This window comes from Roseibacterium elongatum DSM 19469 (assembly GCF_000590925.1).
Taxonomy (GTDB): Bacteria; Pseudomonadota; Alphaproteobacteria; order Rhodobacterales; family Rhodobacteraceae; genus Roseibacterium; species Roseibacterium elongatum.
The window spans coordinates 340,269-366,304 of sequence record NZ_CP004372.1 but is presented as its reverse complement, the minus strand read 5'-3'; the positions used below and the strand labels follow the sequence as shown (position 1 = coordinate 366,304).

At 66.9% G+C, this 26,036-nt stretch carries 18 protein-coding genes and 2 pseudogenes; 7 read left to right on the top strand and 13 right to left on the bottom strand.

The window, feature by feature from the left end; genetic code table 11:
* Positions 1–190: 190 nt before the first annotated feature.
* From ROSELON_RS01785 to ROSELON_RS17230, 4 genes are all read left to right on the top strand, one after another.
* Positions 191–1,177 (top strand): 2-hydroxyacid dehydrogenase, encoded by a 987-nt coding sequence (locus ROSELON_RS01785; RefSeq protein WP_025310741.1) that lies wholly within the window; start codon positions 191–193, stop codon positions 1,175–1,177.
* A complete protein-coding gene (locus ROSELON_RS01780) occupies positions 1,174–2,058 on the top strand; it encodes a hypothetical protein (protein WP_025310740.1) in 885 nt (294 codons plus the stop codon). The genes ROSELON_RS01785 and ROSELON_RS01780 overlap by 4 nt, the downstream gene beginning before the upstream one ends.
* A 121-nt stretch (positions 2,059–2,179) precedes the next feature.
* The gene (locus ROSELON_RS01775; protein WP_025310739.1) at positions 2,180–4,693 is read left to right on the top strand and encodes a GcvT family protein; all 2,514 of its coding nucleotides are present in this window, start codon (positions 2,180–2,182) and stop codon (positions 4,691–4,693) included.
* A 43-nt stretch (positions 4,694–4,736) separates the two neighbouring features.
* Positions 4,737–5,120, top strand: coding sequence for a hypothetical protein (locus ROSELON_RS17230; protein ID WP_025310738.1), 384 nt, complete (start codon positions 4,737–4,739; stop codon positions 5,118–5,120).
* On the opposite strand, the gene ROSELON_RS01765 is transcribed toward ROSELON_RS17230, so the two are convergent.
* The 13 genes and pseudogenes from ROSELON_RS01765 to xdhA all read right to left on the bottom strand — a co-directional run bounded on the left by ROSELON_RS01765 (position 5,121) and on the right by xdhA (position 20,020).
* Positions 5,121–6,932: a patatin-like phospholipase family protein gene (locus ROSELON_RS01765; protein WP_025310737.1), complete on the bottom strand. Its 1,812-nt coding sequence runs from the start codon at positions 6,930–6,932 to the stop codon at positions 5,121–5,123. It abuts the gene before it with no gap.
* 141 nt (positions 6,933–7,073) lie between these two features.
* A complete protein-coding gene (locus ROSELON_RS01760; protein ID WP_025310736.1) occupies positions 7,074–7,412 on the bottom strand; it encodes a carboxymuconolactone decarboxylase family protein in 339 nt (112 codons plus the stop codon).
* 77 nt (positions 7,413–7,489) lie between these two features.
* A complete protein-coding gene (locus ROSELON_RS01755; protein WP_025310735.1) occupies positions 7,490–8,146 on the bottom strand; it encodes a DUF938 domain-containing protein in 657 nt (218 codons plus the stop codon).
* A gap of 9 nt (positions 8,147–8,155) precedes the next feature.
* The gene (locus ROSELON_RS01750) at positions 8,156–8,617 is read right to left on the bottom strand and encodes a hypothetical protein (protein ID WP_025310734.1); all 462 of its coding nucleotides are present in this window, start codon (positions 8,615–8,617) and stop codon (positions 8,156–8,158) included.
* A gap of 58 nt (positions 8,618–8,675) precedes the next feature.
* A complete protein-coding gene (locus ROSELON_RS01745; protein WP_025310733.1) occupies positions 8,676–9,779 on the bottom strand; it encodes an NAD(P)/FAD-dependent oxidoreductase in 1,104 nt (367 codons plus the stop codon).
* Between the two features lie 217 nt (positions 9,780–9,996).
* A complete protein-coding gene (locus ROSELON_RS01740) occupies positions 9,997–11,079 on the bottom strand; it encodes a BMP family ABC transporter substrate-binding protein (protein ID WP_025310732.1) in 1,083 nt (360 codons plus the stop codon).
* Entirely contained in the window at positions 11,076–11,849 is a 774-nt protein-coding gene (locus ROSELON_RS01735) for an ion transporter (RefSeq protein ID WP_025310731.1), read from the bottom strand. The genes ROSELON_RS01740 and ROSELON_RS01735 overlap by 4 nt, the downstream gene beginning before the upstream one ends.
* A gap of 61 nt (positions 11,850–11,910) precedes the next feature.
* The gene (locus ROSELON_RS01730; protein ID WP_025310730.1) at positions 11,911–12,834 is read right to left on the bottom strand and encodes an ABC transporter permease; all 924 of its coding nucleotides are present in this window, start codon (positions 12,832–12,834) and stop codon (positions 11,911–11,913) included.
* Positions 12,831–13,918, bottom strand: a pseudogene (locus ROSELON_RS01725) (ABC transporter permease). Before ROSELON_RS01725 ends, ROSELON_RS01730 begins: the two are co-directional and overlap by 4 nt.
* Positions 13,915–15,435, bottom strand: coding sequence for an ABC transporter ATP-binding protein (locus ROSELON_RS01720; RefSeq protein WP_025310729.1), 1,521 nt, complete (start codon positions 15,433–15,435; stop codon positions 13,915–13,917). The pseudogene ROSELON_RS01725 and the gene ROSELON_RS01720 overlap by 4 nt, the downstream one beginning before the upstream one ends.
* A 13-nt stretch (positions 15,436–15,448) precedes the next feature.
* On the bottom strand, positions 15,449–16,216 hold the full coding sequence (gene xdhC / locus ROSELON_RS01715) for a xanthine dehydrogenase accessory protein XdhC (protein WP_025310728.1): 768 nt from the start codon (positions 16,214–16,216) through the stop codon (positions 15,449–15,451).
* Positions 16,213–18,651, bottom strand: a complete 2,439-nt coding sequence (gene xdhB / locus ROSELON_RS01710) for a xanthine dehydrogenase molybdopterin binding subunit (RefSeq protein WP_025310727.1) — start codon at positions 18,649–18,651, stop codon at positions 16,213–16,215. The genes xdhC and xdhB overlap by 4 nt, the downstream gene beginning before the upstream one ends.
* Positions 18,648–20,020 (bottom strand): annotated as a pseudogene (gene xdhA, locus ROSELON_RS01705) (xanthine dehydrogenase small subunit). The gene xdhB and the pseudogene xdhA overlap by 4 nt, the downstream one beginning before the upstream one ends.
* Positions 20,021–20,292: 272 nt before the next feature.
* On the opposite strand from xdhA, the gene ROSELON_RS17225 reads away from it, so the two are divergent.
* The 3 genes from ROSELON_RS17225 to ROSELON_RS01690 all read left to right on the top strand — a co-directional run bounded on the left by ROSELON_RS17225 (position 20,293) and on the right by ROSELON_RS01690 (position 26,001).
* The gene (locus ROSELON_RS17225) at positions 20,293–21,093 is read left to right on the top strand and encodes a DUF6544 family protein (RefSeq protein ID WP_156945684.1); all 801 of its coding nucleotides are present in this window, start codon (positions 20,293–20,295) and stop codon (positions 21,091–21,093) included.
* Between the two features lie 104 nt (positions 21,094–21,197).
* The gene (dnaE, locus tag ROSELON_RS01695) at positions 21,198–24,728 is read left to right on the top strand and encodes a DNA polymerase III subunit alpha (RefSeq protein WP_025310725.1); all 3,531 of its coding nucleotides are present in this window, start codon (positions 21,198–21,200) and stop codon (positions 24,726–24,728) included.
* Between the two features lie 58 nt (positions 24,729–24,786).
* The gene (locus ROSELON_RS01690; RefSeq protein ID WP_025310724.1) at positions 24,787–26,001 is read left to right on the top strand and encodes an MFS transporter; all 1,215 of its coding nucleotides are present in this window, start codon (positions 24,787–24,789) and stop codon (positions 25,999–26,001) included.
* Positions 26,002–26,036 lie beyond the last annotated feature (35 nt).

The following is a 26,036-nucleotide window of genomic DNA, read 5'->3' as shown; positions in this document are numbered from 1 at the left end:
GCCGCCATCCTGCGAAATCTCGTCACGCTCTCTGCCTCCTTGGCGTGGCCCCGTTCTTTGACGCGAGGTCCATGCAAGTGCTGGTTTTTTTGCCGCATGCGTCGCGGGTTCGGAGTGATGCCTTGCACCCCCCGGTCGGATCGGAGAGTGTCACGGGCAACGCCCGAATGCCAGAGAAGGGATGGTGGCCATGCCCAGTCAGCGCCTGAGTGTTGTCGTTACGCGACGGTTGCCCGAAGCGGTCGAGACACGGATGAAGGAATTGTTCGATGTCGAGTTGAACGAGGACGACCATCCCATGACCAAGGGCGAGCTTGTCGCCGCCATGAGCCGGGCCGACGTTCTGGTGCCTTGCATCGCCGACCGGATCGATGGCGCGATGCTGGCGCAGGCGGGCGAGCGTCTGAAGCTGATCGCGAATTACGGCGCCGGGGTGGACCATATCGACGTATCGACGGCCCGGCAGCGCGGGGTGCTGGTGACCAACACGCCGGGCGTGATGACCGATGACACGGCCGATATGGTCATGGCCCTGATCCTGTCGGTGCTGCGCCGCGTGCCCGAGGGTATGGCGATCATGCAGTCGGGCAACTGGACGGGTTGGTCCCCCACGGCCTTCATGGGCGGGCGCGTGGCCGGCAAACGCCTTGGCATTCTGGGCATGGGGCGGATCGGGCAGGCCGTCGCGCGGCGGGCCCAGGTCTTTGGCATGCAGGTGCATTATCACAACCGCCGCCGCCTGCACGCGGATGTCGAGGGCGCGCTCGAGGCGACCTATTGGGAAAGTCTCGATCAGATGATCGCACGGATGGACGTCATTTCGATCAACTGCCCGCACACGCCGTCGACCTTTCACCTGATGAACGCGCGGCGCCTCAAGCTGTTGAAACCCGAAGCGGTGATCGTGAACACCTCGCGCGGCGAGGTGATCGACGAAAACGCCCTGACCCGCATGCTGCGCGCGGGCGAGATTGCGGGCGCGGGCCTCGACGTGTTCGAAAAGGGCCGCGAGGTGAACCCGCGCCTGCGTGAATTGCCCAATGTCGTGCTCTTGCCGCATATGGGCTCGGCCACGCGCGAGGGGCGCATCGAGATGGGCGAGAAGGTGCTGATCAACATCAAGACCTTCGCCGATGGCCACCGCGCCCCCGACATGGTCGTCCCGAGCATGCTGTGACGCGGCGGGCGATCCTCGTCGCGATTGCCGGGCTGTTGGCCTTGGCCATCGGGGTCGCGGGATTGCTGGGACGCGGCACCTGGAACCCGGCCATTCACCCCGCCGAGGCCGCGGCCGAAGAGATCGCGCTGTCCACGGCGACCGTCTATATCTCGTTGAGGGCCATCAACGCCGCCCTTTCGGTCGCGCAGGATATCGAACTTGGCGCATCGCTTGGGGCGCAGGCCAGCCTGCAACCGCTGAAGGTCCTGGAACCCGTGGATGACACGGTCGAACGGGTGGCCAGCGTGGTCTTCACCGTGGCCGCCGGGGCGGCGCTGGCCTCGGTCGGGTTGGCGCCGGTGGCGTCCATCGGCTTGATCCTGTTGGGGCTGGGCCTGTTGGCTCGGGTGGGTCGTTTGCTTTTCCCGGAACGCGCCGATGGGCTTCTGCCCTATGGCCGTCAGGCCGAGCGGGTCGGGGCGACGCTTGGGCTGATCCTGCCGCTGGTGTTCGCGCTGGGCGTCAACCTTGGCGAGGTGGTGACGCAACCGCAATGGCAGACCGCCATGGCGGATCTGCGCAGTATGACGGAGGAGGCCAATATCCTCATTGGCGCAGGCGCCTCTGATGTCCCCGATGCGGCTGACGCGGGCAACCCGGGTGCGGGGGTGTTCCAGCGTCTTGGCGACTGGGTGGATGGCATGGGGGACGGGGTCGGTGCCGCGTTCGAGTCGAGCCAGCGGTATCTGGCCGCCGCCCAGGTCTTTCTGGACGAGGCCGATGATCTGTTCCGCGCCTCCCTGACCATCATCGGCATCTTCGCGCTGCGCATGGTGGTGCTGCCCGCGCTGCTGCTGTGGGGAGCCTTGGCCCTGATGCGGCGCAGTGTGGCGGGCTGAGCCCGGCAATGGCGACGTCCATGTCGCTTTCGCGCGACATTGTGTCGATTGGGCGAGGCGTTTTCTTCCGCGCTCGGGCAGGTAGGGTCAGACGCGGATTCCCTGCTCGGAGCGGCCCAAGATGAAGACCCAGGTCAAAGCCCTTGTCGTCGGCGGCGGTGCCGTCGGCACCTCGATCGCCTATCACCTCGCGCGCGCGGGGTGGGAGGACGTGATGCTTCTGGAACGCGACGAGTTGACCTCCGGCTCCACCTGGCATGCCGCGGGCCTCTTGCCGCTGTTCAACATGTCCTATGCAACCAGCCACATCCACGACTACAGCGTGAAGTTCTACAAGACGCTGGAAGAAGAGACCGGGCTGAACGCGGGCTTTGCCGTGGTGGGCAACCTGCGCATGGCGCAGACGCAGGACCGCATGGATGAATACATGCTTTATGCCTCGACCGCCGAGACGGTGGGCATCCCCTATGAATGGATGACGCCCGATCAGATCAAGGCGCGTTGGCCACTGGTGCGGACCGAGGATCTGAAGGGCGCGATCTACCACCCGACCGACGGCTACATCAATCCCGCCGACGTCACGATGGCCATGGCCAAGGGCGCGCGCCAGCGCGGCGTGATGATCGAGCGCAAGTGGCAGGTCGATGGCTACGACTGGGCGGGCGATCACTGGAAGGTCACCTGCACGAAGATGGGCGAGAAGGGCGGCAACCTGATCCCGACCGATGAGACCATCGTCATCGCGGCCGAGCATGTCGTCACCGCCACCGGCAATCACGCGCAGCGCACCGCGCGGATGCTGGGCATCAAGATCCCCGCGATCCCGGTGGAACACCAGTTTATCGTGACCGAACCCGACCCCGCCATTGTCGCCTGGCGCAAGGACGGCAACGCCGAGCACCCGGTTCTGCGCGATGCCGACGCCAAGTGGTACGTGCGCGAGGAACGCGGCGGCTGGATCCTTGGCCCTTACGAGCGCAACGCGCCCGCGCGCTTTCTCTACGATGTGCCCGACAGTTTCCGCGCCGATCTTTTCCCGCTCGACCTGGAGCGGATCGAAGAGGAATACATGTCGATGATCCATCGCTTGCCCAGTTCGGAAGAGGTGGGCCTGAAAGACGATTACAACGGCCCGATCTGCTACACCCCCGATGGCAACCCGCTGGTGGGCCCCGCGCCGGGCCTGCGCAACATGTGGCTGGCCGAGGGCTTCAGCTTCGGCATCACGGCGGCCGGCGGCACCGGCTATTACCTCGCCCAGATGATGGTCGAGGGCGAGGCCGAGATCGACATGGCGTCGCTTGACCCCAAACGCTACGGCGACTGGATGACGACCGAGTATGCCGCCCGCAAGAACGAGGAATGCTACGAACACGTCTACATCCTTCACCACCCTGACGAAGAGCGCGAGGCCTGCCGCCCGCTGCGCACCGCGCCGGCCTATGATCGGCAAAAGGCGCTCGGGGCGCAGTTCGGCTGCGTGAACGGGTGGGAACGGCCCAACTACTACGGGCCGCTGGATGCGCCCGACAGTTTCGATCACGACGCCCGTAGCTTCCGCCGTGGCGGATGGTGGCAATACGCCAAGGCCGAGGCCCGCGCGATCCGCGAGGGGGCGGGCCTGATCGACGCGACCGCCTTTGCCAAGCATCGCGTGTTCGGCCCCGGCGCGACCCCGTTTCTCGACTGGTTCACCACCAACAAGCTGCCCAAGGTCGGGCGCATCAACCTGACCTATGCCCTGACCGCCGCGGGTACGACGCGAACGGAATACACCATCGTCCGCGTGGCCGAGGATGACTATTACCTCATCTCCGCCGGCGCGTGGGAGGCCTATGACAGCGATTTCCTCAGCAAGGCCGAGGAAGACTGGTGGGCCGCCAATGCCGGCCCCGACAACTGGATGGGGATCGAGAACGTCACCACAAAATGGGGCGTCTTCGCCATCGCCGGGCCGAAATCGCGCGACGTGCTGCGCGAGATCGTCAAGGATGCCGACCCCGATACGGTGCTGTCGAACAAGCGTTTCCCGTGGCTGTCCATGCGCAATATCGAGTTGGGCATGTGCCCGGTGCGCGCCGTGCGCGTGGCCTATACCGGCGAGTTGGGGTGGGAGTTGCACCACCCGATGGAGATGCAGAATTACCTGTGGGACCAGTTGATGTCGGCGGGCGAAAAGCACGGGCTGACACCGGTGGGCGCGCGGGCGCAGAACTGGCTGCGGCAGGAAAAATCCTACCGCGCCTTCGGCACCGAACTGGGCCGGGACGCCACGCCGCTCGAGGCGGGTCTCGACCGGTTCGTCGATCTCGACAAGGCGTTCCACGGCAAGGCCGCGATGCTGGACACCGGAATCCGGTCGAAATGCGTGACCCTGCTGATCGACGGGCCCGAGGGTGCCGACCCCTGGGGGCGCGAGGCGCTTTATGACGGCGACACCAAGGTGGGCCGCCTGACCTCGGGCGGTTATTCAGTGGCGTTCGGCAAATCCATCGGCATGGGCTATGTGCGGCCCGATCTGGCCGAGGTGGGGACCAGGTTGAAGGTGCGGATGTTCGACCAGCCGTGGCAGGCCGAGGTGGTTCAGGACAGCCCCTACGATCCGACCAATGCCGCGATCCGCAAGGATGGCTGAGGGTCGCATGTGACGCCGTCGCCGCCCGTGCTATCGGGGCGGCATGGTGACGATCATTGCATATTTCGCCCTCGCGGGATTTGGCTGGCTGGCGCTGTTCCAGATTGCCCTCGCCCTCGGGACGCCCTGGGGCAACATGGCGTGGGGCGGGGCGCGGCGCGTCCTGCCGCCCGCGCTGCGGCTGGGCAGCCTTGCCGTGGCGGTCTTGGCGGTGTTCGGCGTCGCGGTCGCCTTGCAGGCGGGCGACATCGCCCAGATGGGCCTGCCGCGGGACGTGTTGCGCCCGGCCCTCGGGGCCTTCGCCATCCTGTTTTCCGTGTCCTTTGTCGGTAACGCCCTCAGCCGCAGCCGGGTCGAACGGCGCCATGGCGTGCCGCTGACCATCACGCTCGCGCTCAGTTCCGCCCTGCTGTTCGTCCTGCTCTGATCAGCCCGGTCGCGCCGCCGTCGTCAGCGCGGCAAAGGCCGGATCGCCCGCGGCCTCGAGCTCGGCAAAGGTGTCGGTCGCGAATTGATACGCCATCTCGTAGAACAGCCGATGCCGGTTCCAAGCCAGGAACCCGGCCCCTTTCAGGCCCGGGGGCCTGAGCATCAGGTCGGTCGGGTTCATCGCCTTCAGCATGTCCGACTGCCCGACAAGAAGGCTGCGCATCACGGTGGAAATGACGCCCGGCGCGCGGGGCGCCCCCTTGCCGAAAGGCATCACCGTGCGTTTCAGCAACTCGGCCCGGCCGGGCAGCTTGGCGTAATCCACATGATAGCGGGTGCCGGTTTCCTTCTGGACATTGGACACCAGGTTCGGGCCGGTCTTGAGCCGGTGCATGGTGCGAAACGGCATGTTGTCGATGCAGCCGCCATCGGTCAGCATCTGCCCGGCGCTGGTGAAAAAGGCCGGCAGGATCCCGGGGATCGCGGACGAGGCGCGCACGGCCTCCCACAAGGGGCCGCGCCGGATCTCGATCTTGTCCATCGCCGACAGGTCGGCGGCCACGGCGTAATAGGGCAGCCACAGATCCTCGATCGGATCGTCGCCGTAATGCTTCTGCAGGGCGGCATCCAGCACCTTGTGATCCAGAAACCCGTATTTCGGGACCGTGACGCGCCGCATCGCCCCTGACCGGACAAAAATGTCCTCGACGCGCGGGCCTATCTCTTCGGGGGGGACATCCAGGGCGATGGCCCCGGCCATTGCCGCCCCGACCGAGGTGCCCCCGACAATATCCAGCGGCAGGCCCGCCTCGCGCAGGGCGCGCCAGATGCCCACATGCGCGACGCCGAACGCCCCGCCGCCCGACAGCACCATGCCGATGGCCTGCCCGGACAGAAACCGCCCAAGCCGCGCGATATCCTCGGCGTCATCGGTCAGGGCGACGTGGTGATGCAGAAAGACGGGGCGCGAGTCCAGCCACCGCGCCGTGCCGGTGGCGTGCTGCATTCGGTGCGGATGAATCAGCACGAGGCGTCTCTGATCCTGCGGCAACAGATCGAGTGCCATCGCCTCGAGTTGCGAGGGCGGCTCGAACCGGATGGCCTGTGCCACGATCACCGCCTGATCGGCCTGTTTCAGCGCGGCGCGCGACCACTCCTCGGCCTCGGGGGTGGCGACGAACAGGACGATATCGGCGGCGCGTTCCTGCGCGTTCAGCCATGTGATCGCCTCGGGGCTGTCGGGGGCGGTCCCGGCGGGCAGGGCCGCCCGGAAATCCGCCTCGGTCACCGTTGCGACGCTGTGATAGGTGCCGATCACCTTGGCAAGTTCCGGCACGAAACGCGCGGGCAGGGGGGCGTGCGCGGCCGGAACGAGACAGAAGGTCCGGGCCGGGGGGCGCCCCGGATCGGGCACCACGCGCGCCGAGGTGGCGGCAAGCCGCCGTGCCAGTTCCGCGCTGATGGCATGGGCAAGGTCGGGCACCGCGTCGCACAGGGCGTCATAGGTGGCGCGGTCGATCTCCACGACGACCGAGTCGCGCGCGGCGATCACATCGGCGCTGCGGGTCTGGCCGGTGAAAAACGCGATCTCGCCCAGCACGCCGCCCGCCCCGATTTCGGCCAGCGGGATGCCGTCGCGCTCGACGCGGAACCGCCCGGTCTCGACCAGGTACATGGCGCGCGCTTCGGTCCCCTCGGCGATCAGCCTTGTGCCGCGCGGCACGGGGCGGCGCGCAAGCTCTGCAAGGGGGCCGGCCTCTTCGAGGACTGCAAAAAGACCCTCGGGGGCAAACGCGTCGGTCACGGCCATGCAAACATCCCTCAAAACGGAAATCCCGGCGCGACCATACGGGACGCGCCGGGAATTGCGAACAGTTTCCTTGCGTTAGGGCCTTTGCGCGCGCACCCTCTGTTCCCCCCTTCGGTTTGCGCGCCTATGGGCCGCCGCCGATCAGGTGCCGGTCATCTCGTCATAGACCGCCAGCGCCTTGGCGGCATACATCAGCGACGGGCCCCCGCCCATCTGCACGGCCATGGCCAGAACATCGCCCAGTTCCTCGCGCGTGGTGCCGGCGTTGATCGCGGCCTCGACGTGAAAGATGATGCAGGGCTCGCAGCGCACCGCGATCGAGATGCCAAGGGCTACGAATTCCTTGGTTTTCAGGTCGAGAACGCCGTTTTCCTTCACCGCTTTGGACAGGGTGCCGAACCCCTTGGTCGCGTCGGGAATGGTGCGGTTTAGCGCGCGCAGATCGTTGCGCATGTCTTTGGCCTTGTCGGTCCATGTCATTTCGGGGGACTCCATCACGAAAAGGATAAGGATGGCCGGCCTTTAACAGCCCTTTGCCCCGTCAACTTTGACCGGTGTCAAACACGCTCGACCGCCAGCAGCAGGTTGTTGGCGGGCATGCGCACGGTGTCGACCACGCGCAGCCCGCGATCCACCAGAAAGGACAGCACCCAGATCACGTCCTTGTAGCCGATCGCCGGGTCCTGGGCGCGCAACCGCGCGTCAAAGGCCGCATCGCCGTCGCTGGTGGCCGTGCCGTCGCGCAGAAACGGGCCATAGATCAGCGCGACGCCGCCGGGGGCCAGCGCCTGGGCGATGCCGGTCAGCACGCCTTCGGCGGCCGGGGTCGAGATCAGGTGCAGCAGGTTGGACAGGAAGATGACCTCGACCGGCCCCATCTCGGTCCCCCAACCGGGACGCGCGGCGTCAAGGTCGCGGGGTGGCAGCATGTTCGCCACACCCTCGGCCTCTGCCCAGGCTGTGATCGAGGCACGCCGCGCCGGGTCGGGATCGGTCGGTTGCCATATCAGGCCGGGGGTGGCGGCGGCAAAACGCACGATGTGTTCGCCCGTCCCCGAGGCGATCTCAAGCGCGCGGCCGCGGGCCGGCGCAAAGCGCGTCAGGTGGTCCAGGATCGCATCGCGGTTGCGCAGGGCCGAGGGCGCCGACAGGCGCGCATCGTCCGAGCCTGCGGCACCGGGCAGTTCGCCCGGTGCAGATCGCTCGCGGGTCATGGGTCGGCCTTATTGACCGCTTTCCATTATGACAGAAAACGCACCGGACTCCGCAAAACGCATCATCAAGGCTTGGTTGAGACCACATTCGCTGTCGATATTTTGCAGCTGCTGATCGGACAAACCGTCAGGTAATGTCGGCTGAAAAGCACCGCTTTCTTGCATCAACGAAGTAGCGTCAACTCCTTGCATCGCTGCCTCCATGTTGTCTAGCAACGTATTGACGCCTTCATCGCCGACTTCATCGCGGACACCGTCCAAGAAGCATTCGCCAGCGACCCGCATTGCTTGGTTCCATTCAGGTGCGGGCAAGTTGCCCACAAGTTGAGGTGTCTGAGCAGCCATCGCCTCAAAGATAAGCGTTTCGATCTGTTCGTTTAGCACCTCGAAACGCTCCAGCGCGGATTGGGCGTTGGCGGCCATGGGCAGGGCCAGGGCAACGGCCGAGGCAAGGATCAGGCGGATGGTCATCGGGGGGTCTCCCTTGAGTCGGATGTCGTGGGTCAACCTATCGGTTCGGGGTCGCGCTTCAAGCGCGGGGATTCCCGACCGGGCGCAATCTTGCCGGCGACAGTGCGGCGACGAGTTCGGGGCCCAGTTCCGGCATGCGTCCGGCGACTAGGTCCGCCAGAAGGCGGCTGGCGGCGGGCGCGGTCTGAAACCCGTAGCCGCCCTGACCGGCAAACCACAGGAAATCGCGGCGTCCCGGCTCGGGGCCGATCACCAGGCAGCGGTCGGGCGCAAAGCTGCGCAACCCGGCCCAACTCGCGGTCAGGCGCGTGACCTCTTCGGTGACGAAGGGCTGATAGCGCGCAATGCCTTCGGCCAGCACCATGTCGTCGGCCCAGGCGTCGTGGGGTTCGGTCACCGGGTCCTCTTCGGCCGGCGAGACCAGCCAGGCCCCCGCGTCGGGCTTGGCATACCATGTCTCGCCCACCCCGATCAGCATCGGCCAGCGCGAAACGTCATGCCCCCCCGGCGCGGGCATGCGCGCCATTGACCGGCGCAGGGGACGCAGGCCGATCGGCGCGATCCCTGCCATGGTCGCGATCCGATCCGCCCAGGCCCCGGCGGCATTCACAATCGTTGCGCCCGCGTGGGTTTCATCGCCCACGCTGACATGCCAAAGCTTCTTTTGACGGGCGATCTGGGTGACGCGGGCGTTGGTTTGGACGCTGCCGCCATGGGCGCGGATCTGTCTGGCAAAGACCTGCACCATACGGTCGGTGTCAATATCCCACGCCGCGTCATGCCAGGCTGCGCGACGTACATGGTCGCGGTTCAGGATCGGCACCAGATCGCAGGCGGCGTCGAGATCGATTTCCTCAAGCTCCATCGTGGCGACATCATCGGGGAAACGGCCCTCGTCCCCCGGACCGGCCAGCACCATCAACCCGCGCGGCGACAGCAGCCCGCCATCGATTTGCTCATGCTCGGTGCGCGAGGCGCGGTTGAGCGCGACCGTGACCGGGTGGCCGTAGTTTTCCTCGAAAAGCGCAGCGGACCGGCCCGAGGCGTGATAGGCCAGCGCCGGTTCCGCCTCGAGCACCAGAACACGCCCCAGTTCGGACAGGCGCGCGCCGGCCGAGGTGCCGGCGATACCGCCGCCGATGATCACGAAATCATAATCCATTTCAGTCTGGTTGCATGGGATGTGGGGCGTTGCAAGGGGGGCTGGGCGCGCCACGCGGGGCATCGAGCCCCTTGCGACGCCGGCGCTGTCGCGCCGTTGCATATTTGAGGGATAAAGATGGGGCGGGGCTGCGCGACAGCCGGCGGCGCGTGCCCGGACCCAAAAAAGGCCCGCGACGGGCGCGGGCCTTTCTGCCTGTGTGAACGCGCTGCCGGGGTCAGTTCGGGATTTCGCCGGTCAGACCCTCGACATAGAAATCCATGCCGATGAGGGTTGCGTCATCGGCCACTTCACCCTCGGCCAGCCAGGCGGTGCCGTCCTGGCGATTGATCGGGCCGGTGAAGGGGTGGTACTCGCCCGCCCCGATCGCGTCGATCATGGCCTGGGCCGAGGCGCGGACGTCTTCGGGAATGACCTCGGTCATTTCGCCGATCACGACCATCCCGGTGTCGATGCCGCCAAAGGTGTCGGTGCTTTCCCAGGTGCCGTCCATCGCGGCACCGACGCGCTCGATATAATAGGGCGACCAGTTGTCGATGATCGAGGCGACGCGCGGGCGCGGTGCGAACTGGATCATGTCGGAGGCCTGGCCGAAGGACAGGATGCCGGCCTCTTGCGCGACGGTTTGCGGCGCGGTCGAGTCGGTGTGCTGCATCAGCACGTCCACGCCCGCATCGATCAGGGCCTGGGCGGCGTCGGCCTCGGCGGCCGGGTCGAACCAGGTGTAGACCCAGACGACGCGCATCTCGACATCGGGGTTCACCTCGCGGGCGTGCAGGAAGGCCGAGTTGATGCCGCGGATGACCTCGGGGATCGGGTAGGAGGCGATGTAGCCGATCGTGTTCGTTTCGGTCAGATGACCCGCGATATGGCCGATCACGGCGCGGCCTTCGTAGAAGCGCGACGAGTAGGTCGAGACGTTGGGGGTGTCACGGCGATAGCCAGTGGCATGCTCGAAATACACGTCGGGGAAGCGGGCCGCGACATTGTTGGTGGCGTCCATGAAGCCGAAGGAGGTGGTGAAGATCATGTCGGCGCCGCCCAGGATCATCTGGGTGATCACGCGCTCGGCATCGGCGCCCTCGGGGACGTTCTCGACAAAGGTGGTTTCGACCGCGTCGCCGAAATGCTCCTCGACGGCCTGTCGGCCCTGGTCGTGTTCGTAGGTCCAGCCGTAATCGCCCGTCGCGCCGACATAGACAAAGCCGATCTCGAACGGATCGTCCTGGGCCATGGCCGCGCCCGTCAAGGTCGCGGTGGCCAGTGCGGCACTGGCCAGCAGTTTGGTCATGGATTTCATGTCAGTTCATCCTCCGTGTTGGATTGCGGGGTTTCGTCTTGCGGGGGTCGGGCGGCCCGTGCCGCCTGTTCCTCGTGCGTCTGTTCGATCAGGGCCACGGTGATCAGGCCGGCGGGCACGGCCACGACGCCGAGGCCCACCAGCAGAACACAGCCGGTGAAGATGCGCCCGCCCGTGGTGACCGGGTAGACATCGCCGTAGCCCACCGTGGTCAGCGTCGAGAGCGCCCACCACAGGCTGGCGGGAATCGAGCCGAAGAACTCGGGCTGTGCCTCGCGCTCGAAATGGTAGATGCCGACGGCGGCGAGATACAGGATCACGGTCGAGACGAAGCTGAAGATCAGCAGCTCGGCCTTGGTCTGTTCGAAGGCGCGCGCGATCCGGTCGAGCGCCCGGTTCGCCTTGAACAGCTTGAGCAGGCGCACAAGGCGCAAAAGCCGCAGCGCGCGGACCGTGATGAGATCGGGAAACAGGAACAGCACCGCCGGCACGATGGCGATGAAATCGATGATGCCCCAGAAACTGACCGCGTAATGCTGTGGCCGGGGCGAGCAGATCAGCCGCGTGACGTATTCCACCGCAAACAGCGCCAGGATCGCGGCCTCGCCCCAGCGCAGCAGCTGTCGAAACTCGGGCGACAGCGCGGGCAGGGTTTCCAGCGCGATGATCACGGCCGAGATCACGATAAGCGCATAGATCGCCAGCGCCACGCGCCGACCGACACGCGGATGCGTGCCGTCGAGGATCTCGATGATGTCGCTGCGATGCATGGGCGCTATGGGTCAGCCTTTCGCTTTTGTCTTGGTGACGGGACAGGGGGCATGGTCAAGTCTAGCTCGAGGCGTGGAAGACGCGGCCAAGGGCTGCAGGCGCATTCAGTGCCGCGCGCGAGCGGTCCGACGAAATCAGGACAAGCACGAGGATCGTCACGAGGTAGGGCGAGGCATCCAGCAGCGCGACGGGCACACCGATCTCGGCGGCTTGCAGGCGCAGTTGCAGCGCCGCGATGCCGCCGAACAGGTAGGCCCCAAACAGCACACGCCACGGTTTCCAGCTGGCAAACACCACCAGCGCCAGCGCGATCCAGCCCGCGCCCGCCGTCATCCCCTCGATCCAGTTCTGCACGCGCACCACCGACAGGAAGGCCCCGCCAAGGCCCGCGCAGGCGCCCCCGAACAGGATGGCGAGGATGCGGATGCGCACCACCTTGTAGCCCAGGGCATGAGCGGCCTCGTGGCTTTCTCCGGTGGCGCGCAGGATCAGGCCGGTGCGCGTATGGGCCAGCACATACCAGACGCCCGCGACCAGCAGGACCGACAGGTAGGTGATCAGCGAATGGCCGAACAGGATCGGGCCGATCACCGGGATCTCGGCCATCGCGGCGGGGAACGGATCGGCCACGGACGGGACGCTGGCACCGGGATAGCCCACCCCCAGCAGCGCCGACAGGCCAAGCCCGAAGAGCGTGAGGGCAAGCCCCGTCGCCACCTGGTTCGACAGCAGCACCTGCGTCAGGACGGCAAAGATCAGCGACAGCGCCATGCCGCCCCCCATACCGGCCAAAAAGGCCAGCATCGGCGATCCGGTCTCGACCGCGGTGATGAACCCCACCACCGCGCCGGTGATCATCATCCCCTCGACGCCCAGGTTCAGGACGCCCGATTTCTCGACCACCAATTCCCCGATCGCGGCCAGCAGCACAGGCGTGGAGACGGTGATCAGCGCCACGATCAGGGCGACAAGGTCGATGCTCATGCGGCGGCCCTCCCCGTGCCGAAGCGGATGCGGAAATTCGACAGAACGTCGAGTGCCAGCAGGAAGAACAGCAGCATCCCCTGGAAAGCCTGGATCGCCGGGGCGGGCACGCCCAGCATCAGCTGCGCCAGTTCACCGCCGATATAGGTCAGCGCCATCAACAGCCCCGCCATCAGGATGCCCACCGGATGCAGCCGCCCCAGGAAGGCCACGATGATCGCGGTGAACCCGTAGCCCGAGTTGAAATCGATGCTGATCTGGCCCGCGGGCCCCGACACTTCGAACAGGCCTGCGATGCCGGCCATTGCGCCCGACACCCCAAGGCACAGCAGCACCAGGCGCGCAGGCTCGACCCCGGCAAAGCGCGCGGCGCGGGGGCCTGGCCCGCCAGCTTGATCTGGTAACCCAGCACGTGACGGTTCAGCAGCACGTAGGCCCCGATCACGGCGATGAAGGCGGCGACGACGCCCCAATGCATGCCCGTGCCTGCGATCAGTTCGGGATTGTCGGTGCCGGGATGACGGGCCAGGTTGCGGCTGCCCGGAAAGCCGCGCGCCTCGGGGTTGCGCAACCAGCTTGTCGCGGCCGAGGCGAGGATCGCTTCGGCCACGTAAACCAGCAGCAGCGAAACGAGGATCTCGTTGGTGCGAAACCGCGTTTTCAGAACGCCGGGGATCATCGCCCAGGCCCAGCCGCCAAGCGCACCGATGATGACCATGCCAGGGAAGATCAGGACATTCTCGGACGGGTAGAGCGCCAGGCCAAAGGCCGCGCCGCAGATCGCACCGATGATGTACTGCCCTTCGGCCCCGATATTCCAGATGCCCGCGCGAAACCCCAGCGACAGGCCGATGGCGATCAGGATCAGCGGCCCGGCTTTCACCAGCAGTTGCGGCCGCGAATAGCTGGCGAATTGCGGGTGAAACAGCGGGTCCCAAAAGATGACGCGGATCGCCTCGACCGGGTCCTGCCCGAGGGCCGCGAACATCAGCCCGCCCGCGATCATGGTCAGCAGGACGGCGATGACAGGGGTCGATAGCGTCCAGAAGCGCGAGGGCGTGGGGCGTTTTTCAAGGCGGATCATGGCGCGGCCTCCACCTCGTGCATGTCATGGGCCCCGCCCAGCATCAGGCCGATCTCCTCCATCGACAGGTCGCGTGCCGGGCGCGGGGCCGACAGCCGCCCCTCGTTCAGCGCGCAGAACCGGTCCGAGATTTCCAGCAACTCGTCCAGATCCTGGCTGATGACGATCACCGCAGCACCACCCTGCGCCAGATCCAGCAGCGCCTGCCGGATCGCGGCGGCCGCGCTGGCATCCACGCCCCATGTGGGCTGGTTCACCACCAGAACGTCAGGGTCTTGCAGGATCTCACGCCCGATCACGTATTTCTGCAGGTTCCCCCCCGACAGTGCGCGCGCGGCCACGTCCGGGCCGGGGGTGCGCACGTCGAACTGCGCGATGATATCCTCGGCAAAGCCTCGCGCCTTGGCCCAGCCGACAAAGCCGTTGCGATCCAGCGCCTTGCGGGTGCGCGCCGTCAGCACGGCATTCTCGGTCAGGCTCATGTCGGGGGCGGCGGCATGGCCCAGGCGTTCCTCGGGCGCGCAGAGCAGCCCCAGCTTGCGCCGCGCCTCGGGGTCCGTGTCGCCGATGGGCGCGCCCTTGAACTCGATCGCGCCCGGTGCGCTGCGCCGCTCGCCCGACAGCGCGGCCAGCAATTCATCCTGCCCGTTTCCCGCGACACCGCCGATGCCCAGCACCTCGCCCGCCCGCACCTCGAGGCCCACATGGCGCAGCGGCGTGCCGAAGGGGCTGGTCGGCTCCAGCGACAGGCCCGCGACGGTCAACAACACTTTGCCCGGTTCGGCCGTTTCCCGCGCCGGTTGGCTGAGCGATTTGCCCACCATCATCTCGGCCATCTGCGCCGCCGACACCTCGCGCGGGGTGCACTCGCCCACCACCTTGCCCAGCCGCAGGATCGTTGCCGCGTCGCACAGGGTGCGGATCTCCTCGAGCTTGTGGCTGATATAGAGGATCGCCGTGCCCTCGGACGACAGCTTGCGCAGGGTGTGAAACAGGATCTCGACCTCTTGCGGGGTCAGAACGCTGGTCGGCTCGTCCATGATCAGCAGCTTGGGGTCCTGCAAAAGGCAGCGGATGATCTCGACCCGCTGACGTTCCCCTGCGCTGAGGTCGCCCACCAGACGCGCGGGGTCGAGCGGCAGGCCATAGGCGCGGCTGACATCGTGGATGCGCTGCGCAAGGTCGCGCGGTTTGGGTGGGTTTTCCATGCCAAGCGCGATGTTCTCGGCGACGCTCAGCGCCTCGAACAGGCTGAAATGCTGGAACACCATCGCCACGCCTGCGGCGCGGGCGGCGCGCGGCTCGCTCGGGGCATAGGGCGCGCCGTTAAGCGTCATCGTCCCGGCATCGGGCCGTACCAGCCCGTAGATCATCTTGACAAGCGTGGATTTGCCCGCGCCGTTCTCGCCCAGCAGGGCATGCACCTCGCCCGGTTGAATCGCGAAGGACACGTCGTCATTCGCGACGACGCCGGGATAGGCCTTGGTCAGCCCCTTGATCTCAAGGAGTGCGCTCAAAGGTGGCGTCCCTTCATGTCCCCTGATGTCCCCCGTCCGGCCGTTCTGCCGAATCCTTGTGCATTTGCCCTTTCAGTAGCCTTGCAGCGACCCCAACGGCAATGGCCTGGGGGTGTTTCCCCAGGCTCGGGTCGCCAATCGGGCAGTCAATGCGCGAAATTTCAGCATCTGCATGCCCCAAGGCGCCAAGGCGCGTGCGAAATCGCGCCCATTTTGTTCCTGAGCCGATCAGCCCGCACCGCGCGAACCCGTGGGTCAGCGCCGCATGGCATAGCGCGAGGTCGATCTCGTGGCTGTAGGTCAGGATCAGATGATGCGCCTGCACCGGTGCATGGGCCATCGCACGCGGTGGCTCGGCGGCGATCAGGCGCGTGACGTCGTGGGGGATTTCCGCAGGGAAGCGGTCGGTTGCCGTGTCGATCCAGGTGATCGCGACATGGGGCAGCGGGGCGAGGGTCGCCACGATGGCGCGCCCCACATGTCCCGCGCCCCAGACCCAGAGGGGCACGCCGGGGGGCGGGTCGATCCCCTCGGCCGTCTCGAAGCGCAGCGTGACCACCCCGCCGCAGCACTGGCCAAGCGCGGGGCCAAGCGCGATGGTGCGTTCCGCCCGCGCCTCACCGTCGGCGATCATGCGCCGGGCGATGTCCATCGCCTGCCATTCCAGCGCGCCGCCACCGATCGTCCCAAGGGTCCTGTCCGCAAAGACCAGCATCGCCGCCCCGACCTCGCGCGGGGCGGACCCGCGCGTGCCCGTCACCGTGACGCGAATGCCGCTCACGCCGCGCCCTTGGCCCGCTTGACGGCGGCCAGCACGGCCTCGGGCGTGGCGGGGGCTTGCAGGTCGGGAAACTGCGGGCCGCAGGCCGCGCAGGCGTTCCCAAGCGCTGAAAACACACTGATCCCCAGCATGAAGGGTGGCTCGCCCACGGCCTTCGAGCGATAGATCGTGTCCTCGCGGTTCGGATCGTCCCAAAGCGCGACGTTGAACAGCTCGGGGCGATCCGAACAGGCCGGGATCTTGTAGGTCGAGGGCGCATGGGTGCGCAGCCGGCCCGCATCGTCCCAGACCAGTTCCTCCATTGTCAGCCAGCCCGCGCCCTGGACGAACCCGCCCTCGATCTGCCCAATGTCCAGCGCCGGGTTCAGCGAGGCGCCCGCATCATGCAGGATATCGGTGCGCAGCACCCGGTTCTCGCCGGTCAGCGTGTCGATCACCACCTCGGAACAGGCGACGCCATAGGCGAAATAGAAGAACGGCCGCCCCTGTCCCTTGATCCGGTCCCACGCGATCTTGGGCGTCTTGTAATACCCCGTCGCCGACAGGCTGACGCGCGCCATGTAGGTGCGCTTCACCGCCTCGTCGAAGGGCATCGAGGCCCCGCCCGCAACCACCTGACCGTCCTCGAACACCACGCTGGCCGGGTCGGCCTGCAATTCCTCGGCCACCACACCGGCGATCCGGCCCCGGATCTCGTCACAGGCGGCCTTGACGGCCATGCCGTTCAAATCGCTGCCGGAACTGGCCGCCGTGGCCGAGGTGTTGGGCACCTTGCCCGTATCGGTGGCCGTGATCCTCACGCGGTCCATCCCCACGCCGAACCGGTCGGCGGCCACCTGTGCCACCTTCTGGAACAGGCCCTGTCCCATCTCGGTCCCGCCGTGGTTCATGTGGATCGAGCCGTCCTGGTAGACATGCACAAGCGCGCCCGCCTGGTTCAGGTGGGTCAGGGTGAAGGAGATGCCGAATTTCACCGGCGTCATCGCGATGCCGCGTTTCAGCACCGGGTTTTCGGCGTTCCACTCTGCCACCTGCGCGCGGCGTCCTTCGTAATCGCACGCATCGGCCAGCGCCTCGGTCATCGGGTGCAGGATGAAATCCTCGACCTTCATGCCATAGGGCGTCGTGTTGCCGAGTTCCACACTTGGCACCGGCGAATGCGCCCCGCCAAAGCGCTTGGCATGGCCTGCGCCGGTCTCGACCTTGACCGAGCCGCGCCCAGCCAGATCGGCCGTGTCCAGCCGCCCGCCCGGTGTCGCAACGGCGGCCTCGCCGTCCTTCGCAGTCCCCTTGGCCGGTGCATAGTAATTCAGGCGGCGCAATGCCAACGGGTCCATCCCAAGGCTGTGGGCGATATGGTCCATGACCCGCTCGATCCCCACCATCCCCTGCGGCCCGCCAAAGCCGCGAAACGCCGTGGCGCTTTGCGTGTTGGTCTTCAGCCGGTGCGAGGTGATCCGCGCCGCCGGCAACAGGTAAGCATTGTCGGCATGCAGCATCGCCCGGTCGGCCACCGGCAGCGACAGGTCCATCGCCCAGCCGCAGCGGATGTAATGGGTGAAATCGATGCCCGTGATCTTCCCTTCGGCATCCACCCCCGCGCGATAGGCGATCCGCGCATCGTGGCGTTTGCCTGTCACGACGAAATCGTCGTCGCGGTCATAGCGCATCTTGGCGGGGCACCCGGTGCGCGCGGCCACCAGCGCGCAGGCGATGGCCAGGTGATTGCCCTGGCTTTCCTTGCCGCCGAACCCGCCGCCCATGCGGCGCACCTCGACCCGGACGGCATGCATCGGGACCCCCAGCGCATCGGCCACCTTGTGCTGGATCTCGGTCGGGTGCTGGGACGAGGACTGCACGACCATATCGCCGCCTTCCTGGGGCAGGGCGAGGGCGGATTGCCCTTCGAGGTAGAAATGTTCCTGCCCTCCGATCTCGATGCGCCCCTCGACGACATGCGCCGCACGGGCCAGAGCGGCCTCGACATCGCCCTTGGCATAGATGCGCGGCCCGTCCTCGAAGCGGCTGTCGGCGGCTATCGCCTCGTCGATGGTCAGGATCGGCGTGTCTCCCGCGATCTCGATCCGGGCCTTCGCGGCGGCCTTGCGCGCCAACAGATGCGAGGTCGCCGCGACAAGGAAGATCGGCTGGCCCGCATAATGGATCGTGCCGTCGGACAAGAGCGGCTCGTCATGGTTTGACGGGCTGCAATCGGGGTTGGGGCTCAGATCCTCGGCAGATAGGACCGCGACAACCCCTTCGGCGGCGCGCACAGCGTCCAGATCCAGCGCCGTGATCCGCCCCTTCGCCACCGTAGACAGGCCAAAGGCCAGGTGCAGGCAATCGACCGGTGTCGGGATGTCATCGACATAGCGCGCCGCGCCCGTCACATGCAGGCGGGCGGCGTCATGGGGCAGGGGCTTGTGCACGCTCATGGCCGCACCCCCAGCACCGAGGCGGGCACGCCCGCGCTGTCGTGATAGGCCCGCCACAGCATGTTCTGCGCTGTCTCCAGCCGGTAGGCGGCCGAGGCGCGCATGTCGCTCATCGGGGTGTAATCCAGCGCGAATGCGGGCAGGGCGGCGGTGATCGTCGCCTCGGTCCACGGCTGGCCGGTCAGGGCCGCCTCCACACGGGCGGCGCGTTTCGGCGTCCCCCCCATGCCGCCAAAGGCGATGCGCACGGCGGTGACGGTGCCCCCGTCGACCACGATGTTGAACGCACCGCAGACGGCAGAAATGTCCTGATCGAACCGTTTCGACAGTTTGTAGACCCGTACCGCGTCGGGCTGGACCGGAATACTGACGGCCTCGACGAACTCCCCCGGCGCCCGGTCCTGCTTGCCGTAATCGACAAAGAACTCCTCCAGCGGCAGGCTGCGCCCGGTCCCCCCCTTTCGCGCAGATGCAGCGTGGCCCCCAGCGCGATCAGCGCTGGCGGGCTGTCCCCGATGGGCGACCCATTGGCGATATTGCCCCCTATGGTCGCGGCATTGCGCACCTGGACCGAGCCGTAGCGGCGGATCATCTCGGCCAGGCTCGGGTGTCGGTCGGCAATGAACGCTCCGAACTCGGCCAGGGTGGTCATCGCGCCGACGCAGATTGTTTCCTGATTGGCAACAATCCCTTTCAAATCCTCGCATTGGTTCAGAAACGCCACGGGGGACAGGTCGCGCAACCCCTTGGTCACCCACAGCCCCACATCGGTTGCCCCGGCGATCAGCGTCGCCTCGGGGTTGGCCGCGTACCACTCGGCCAGATTGTCCGAGGTCCGGGGAATGAAGGGCGTTTCCGCTGCGGGCGCATCCGACAGCGCGGCCAGATCCTCGTGCATCCAGGCGGGCACGGGGGCGTCCGCGGCGGCCTCGGCGGCGCGGATGATCGGCGCATAGCCCGTGCAACGGCAGAGATTCCCGGCGAGTTGGTCGTCGTGATCCGTCCGCCCGTTCAGATGCGCGGTCGCCATCGAGACGACGAAGCCCGGCGTGCAGAACCCGCATTGCGACCCGTGATGGTCGATCATCGCCTGTTGCACCGGGTGCAGCGTGCCGTCGGCCCCCGCGATCCCCTCGACCGTGCGCACGGCCTTGCCGTCGAGTTGCGGCAGAAACAGGATGCAGGCGTTCAGCGCCCGTGCGCCACCCTGATCCGTCACCATCACCGTGCAGGCACCGCAATCGCCCTCGTTGCAGCCTTCCTTGGTGCCGGTCAGGCGACGCGCCTCGCGCAGCCAGTCCAGCAGCGTGACCGTCGGGTCGGCCTCCACCACCTGTGCCTCGCCATTCAGCAGAAACCGGATCGCCATGGATGTCATCCGCCGCGCTACCGTGTCGGGGTGGTCGTCCGGCCCTCGATGCGGCGTAGAGGGCGGCCCCGGTCCGATTTTGACCGGATGACAGAAAACCGGGGATGGGCGGGGTTGGCAAGCCTTGCGCGACGCGCCCGCACCGATCCCGCCGCGCCTGCCCGCAATTCGGGCAATCGGTAGCGTTTGTTCTGGGTCAAGGCGGTTTTCGCGACACCGTGGCAACGCTCGGCCAGACCTCGACCGACAAGGGTTCGACATGAAAATCCTGCTTGTCCTCGTGGCCGGCCTCGTCCTTCTGGCGATCGCGGCCCAACTGGTCGGCGCGGGCGCGGTTCCGGGCCTACAGCGGCGCGCTTGTGTCCGAGTTGTCGGCCGCGCCGCCTGCGACGGCCCACGACCTGCCCGCCGCCCTGCGCCGCTTTGCCGAGCGCAACGGCGGCGACCCGGATGGCCCCCACAGAACCGCGACCCTTCTGCAGGATGTGACGTTTCGCCAGGCGCAGGACGCCGCCTGGGGGCCGATGGAGGGCCGCCACCACATGGCGATCGGCCAGCCCGGCTTCGTCTGGGAAGGGCGGTCGCCGGGCGTTGTGCTGCCGCGGGTCGTCGTAATCGACGCCTTCGTCGCGGGGGCGGGGCAATTGCGTGTCTTTCTGCTCGGCGCGATTCCGGTGGCCCATGCCCAAGGGCCGGTGATCGACCGGGCCGAGGCGATGCGCTACCTGGCCGAAATCGTCTGGTCGCCCGACGCCATTCTGCGCAATCCCGCCATCCAATGGACGCAAACGGCCCCCGACGCGGTCGAAGCCGCGCTTGACCTGCCCTCGGGCCGCGCCGTGGTGACGCTGCTTTTCGATGACGCGGGCGACATTGTCGAGATGCAGGCCGAACGCCCCGATGCCGGACCGGACGGGGTCGAGCGGCTGCGCAGCTGGCGCGGGTATTTTCGCAACTACGACTGGATCGGCGACCGGCGGATCCCCCTCGACGGTGAGGTGGGTTACGTCGATGACGGTGTCTACTGGGCCTATTGGCGGGGCCGGATCACGGACTATCGCCTGCACGACTGACGCGATCGCTCAGCCGCGATGCCCCCTCGCGCGGCCGGTCGGGCCCCACAAGATCGGGTGGATGATCTCTGGATCGCCGCAACCGCTTGCGGTAGCGTGACGCCATGGCCGATCCCCGATTCATTCACCTCAGACTGCATACCGAGTATTCGCTGCTGGAAGGCGCGATGCGGGTCAAGAAACTGCCCGGCATGGTGGCCGAGGCCGGCATGCCCGCCGTCGCCGTGACCGACACGAACAACATGTTCTGCGCGCTGGAATTTTCCGAAACGGCGGCCAAGGCCGGCGTGCAGCCCATCATCGGGTGCCAGATCGATGTGGATTACGCCCCGGTTCAGCCCGGCGAACGGCCCAACCCGCCTGCCGCCATCGTCCTGCTGGCCCAGCACGAGGCCGGCTACAAGAACTTGATGAAGCTGAATTCGGCGCTTTACCTGCGCGGCGATGGCAGCCTGCCGCATGTCACGCTCGAGGAACTGGCCCGGCATGGCGAGGGGCTGATCTGCCTGTCTGGCGGGCCCGAGGGGCCGGTGGGTCAATTCCTGCAGGCGGGCAATACGGGACGCGCCCGCGCGCTTCTGGAACGGATGGCCGCGATCTATTCCGACCGTCTTTATGTCGAGTTGCAGCGCCATCCGGGCGAAGGCGGCCTGCCCGAGGGCGAGGCGCGGACCGAACGCGGCCATGTCGAGCTGGCCTACGAGTTGAACCTGCCGCTGGTCGCCACCAACGATGTCTATTTCCCCAAGCCCGAGATGTACGAGGCGCATGACGCGCTGATCTGCATCGCCGAAGGGGCCTATATCGACCAGTCGGAACCGCGCCGCCGCCTGACCCCGCAGCATCATTTCAAGACGCCCGAGGAGATGGCCGCGCTTTTCGCCGATCTGCCCGAGGCGCTGGAAAACACCGTCGAGATCGCGCGGCGCTGCGCGTTTCGCGCACGCACGCACCCGCCGATCCTGCCGCGCTTCGCCGATGACGAGGTCGAGGAATTGCGCCGTCAGGCGCATGAGGGCCTGCATGCCCGCCTTGCCGTCATCCCCCATGCGGATACCGTCGAGGCGTATGAAGAACGGCTTGAATTCGAGCTGGGCATCATCGAGGGGATGGGCTTTCCCGGCTATTTCCTGATCGTGGCCGATTTCATCAAATGGGCCAAGGATCACGATATTCCCGTCGGGCCGGGGCGCGGCTCGGGCGCCGGGTCGCTCGTCGCCTATGCACTGACGATCACCGATCTCGATCCGCTGCGCTATTCGCTGCTCTTCGAACGCTTCCTGAACCCCGAACGCGTGTCGATGCCCGACTTCGACATCGACTTTTGCATGGACCGCCGCGAAGAGGTGATCCGCTACGTCCAAGAGCATTATGGCCGCGACAAGGTGGGCCAGATCATCACCTTCGGCGCGCTTCTGTCCAAGGCCGCCGTGCGCGACGTGGGGCGCGTGTTGCAAATGCCGTTCGGGCAGGTCGATCGCCTGTCCAAAATGATCCCGGTCGAGGGGGTGAAGCCCGTCTCGATCGCGCAGGCCATCAAGGATGAGCCGCGTTTCATCGAGGAAATGCGCGAGACCGAGCAGGACAAGCGCGATGGCCGCGTGAACCCCACGCGCCGCTTGATGGATTACGCCGAGAAGATCGAAGGCCTGCTGCGCAATGCCTCGACCCACGCAGCGGGTGTGGTCATCGGCGACCGCCCGCTGGACGAGCTTGTGCCGCTCTACCGCGATCCGCGCTCCGACATGCCGGCCACGCAGTTCAACATGAAGTGGGTCGAACCTGCGGGGCTGGTGAAGTTCGACTTCCTGGGCCTCAAGACCCTGACCGTGGTGCAGAACGCCATCGACCTGATCCATGCCTCGGGCCGGCAGTTGCACGAAGCGCCGGACGGCAGCACCATCTACCAGCCGCCCGAGGGGGCCGAGAACCAGATCAACGCCATCCCGCTGGATGACCCCGCCACCTACGCCCTTTATGCCAGCGCCAAGACGGTTGCCGTGTTCCAGGTGGAAAGCTCGGGCATGATGGATGCGCTGCGGCGCATGAAACCCACCTGCATCGAGGATATCGTGGCCCTCGTGGCGCTCTACCGCCCCGGCCCGATGGAGAACATCCCGAAATACTGCGAGGTGAAGAACGGCATTTCCGATCGCGACCGCCTGCATCCCCTGATCGACCATATCCTCGACGAGACGCAGGGCATCATCGTCTACCAGGAACAGGTGATGCAGATCGCGCAGGAAATGGCGGGTTACAGCCTTGGCGGCGCCGACCTGCTGCGCCGCGCCATGGGCAAGAAGATCAAGGAGGCGATGGACGCCGAACGCCCCAAGTTCCTGGAAGGCGCGGCCAAGAACGGGGTGGACGAGGCCAAGGCGCTCGAGGTCTGGAACCTGCTCGAGAAATTCGCCAATTACGGCTTCAACAAGTCCCACGCCGCCGCCTATGCCGTGGTCAGCTACCAGACCGCGTGGCTCAAGGCGAACCATCCGGTCGAGTTCATGGCAGCCGTCATGAATTGCGACATCCACCTCACCGACAAGCTGGGCATCTACAAGCAAGAGGTCGACCGCCTCGGCATCGACACGGTGCCGCCCTGCGTGAACCGCTCGGCCGCGAGTTTCACCGTCAAGGATGGCAAGATCCTCTATGCGCTGGGCGCGCTCAAGAACGTGGGCGTCGACGCGATGCGCCTGATCGTCGAGGCGCGCCAGACCGAGCGCGGGGAAAAACCTTTTGCCACGCTCTTCGATTTCGCCCGCCGCGTTGACCTGAAACGCGTCGGCAAACGCTCTCTGGAAATGCTCGCCCGCGCCGGGGCCTTCGACGATCTCGACCGCAACCGCGCGCGGGTCTTTGCCGCGCTCGACGCTCTGACGGCCTATTCCGCCGCGATCCACGAGCAGAAGGCCAGCAACCAGGTCAGCCTCTTCGGCGAAGCGGGCGAGGACCTGCCCGAGCCGCGCCTGCCCGAAGCCAGCGACTGGATGCCCAATGAACGGCTGGCCAACGAGCATCAGGCGGTCGGATTCTACTTCTCGGGCCACCCGCTGGACGATTACATGCCTGCCCTGAAACGGCGCGGGGTGCTGACCCTGCACGAGGTCGAACAGCGCGTGCAGGGTGGCGCCTTCGTCACCAAGATGGCCGGCGCCGTCTCGGTCCGGCAGGAACGCAAAAGCCAGCGCGGCAACCGTTTCGCCTTCGTCTCGCTCTCGGACCCGTCCGGCCTTTACGAGGTCACCGTCTTCTCCGACGTGCTCGAGGCCAGCCGCCAGCATCTCGAGACCGGCTCGAACGTCATCCTGCAGGTCAAGGCGGAGCTGGAAAGCGACCAGCTCAAGCTGCTCGCCGCCGCCGTGCAGCCCGTCGATGATGGCATCGCCGCCGAAGCGGGGGGCCTGCGCGTCTTCGTCGAGGACCCGCGCGGGGTCGAGACGGTCTCGACCCTGCTCGACCGCGCGCGAGAGGACGCGATGCGCTCGGCCAAGGGGCCGATCCACCTGTGCCTGATGGCCCCCGACCTGCCCGGCGAGGTCGAGGTCCTGTTGGGCGAGGATTTCCCCGTCTCCCCCCAGATCAAGGGCGCGCTGCGCAGCCTGGAAGGGGTGGTGACGGTCGAAGAGGTCTAGGCGCGCGGCGCATCGCCGGCGCTTTCCATTCGCGGGGCGAGGCCCTACCGTCGCCGTAATGAGTGCGACCCTCGACAGCCCCGCCTCCTGGCGCCGCCTTGCCCTCAGCCTTGCGTTGTCTCTGATCGGCAATGTCGGCATGTGGGCGATCATCGTCATCCTGCCCGCCGTGCAGGCCGAGTTCGGGCTGGACCGGGCCGATGCCTCCATCCCCTACACGGCGACGATGATCGGCTTTGCCTTGGGCAATTTCCTGATCGGCGGCTGGGTCGACCGCTGGGGCGTGTCGCGCGCGTTGGCGGTCTCGGCGGTGATGATCGCGGGCGGCTTCGCGGCGGCGGCTCTGGCGCCCAATCTCTGGACGCTGACGATCGTGCAGGCCGGCATCGGCTTTGCCACGGCGGCCAGTTTCGGCCCCCTGATCGCCGATGTCAGCCAGTGGTTCCTGAAGCGGCGCGGCATCGCCGTCGCCCTCATCGCCAGTGGCAATTACCTCTCGGGCGCGATCTGGCCGCTGATCCTGGCCGACATCCTGGCCGGGCCGGGATGGCGCGCGGCCTATCTGGTCATCGCGGCCACCGCGCTGGCCGTGATGCTGCCGATGACATGGGCCTTGCGCAAACCCCTGCCCGAAGAGGCGATGCGCGCCTCGGACTCGGCGGCGGCCCTGCGCGCCCGCAGCAGCGGCCTGTCGCCCCGCGCGCTGACATGGGCACTGGCTGCGGCGGGGATCGGATGCTGCGTGGCGATGTCCATGCCCCAGGTGCATATCGTGGCCTATTGCGTCGATCTCGGCTACGGCCCTGCCGTGGGCGCGGAAATGCTCAGCCTGATGCTGTTGGGCGGGGTCGCGTCGCGGCTGGTCTCGGGGCTGGTGGCCGACAGGCTCGGCGGCGTACTGACGCTGCTGATCGGCTCCACGCTCCAGATGCTCGCGCTCTTCCTCTACCTGCCGACCACGGGGCTGATGCCGCTCTACATCGTCAGCCTCGTCTTCGGCCTGGCGCAGGGTGGGATCGTGCCCTCCTACGCGCTGATCGTGCGCGAATACCTGCCCGCGCGCGAGGCCGGCGCGCGCGTCGGTTTCGTCATCATGGCGACCATTCTCGGCATGGCCCTGGGCGGCTGGATGTCGGGCTGGATCTACGACCTGACCGGCAGTTATCGCTGGGCGTTTCTCAATGGCATCGCCTTCAACGCGCTCAACATCGCCATCATGCTGGCCATCCTGGCCCGCTCGCACCCGCGCAGACCGGCCATGGCCGCATCCTGACGCCCGTCAAGGGCAACGAGCGCGGCCCTGCCCAT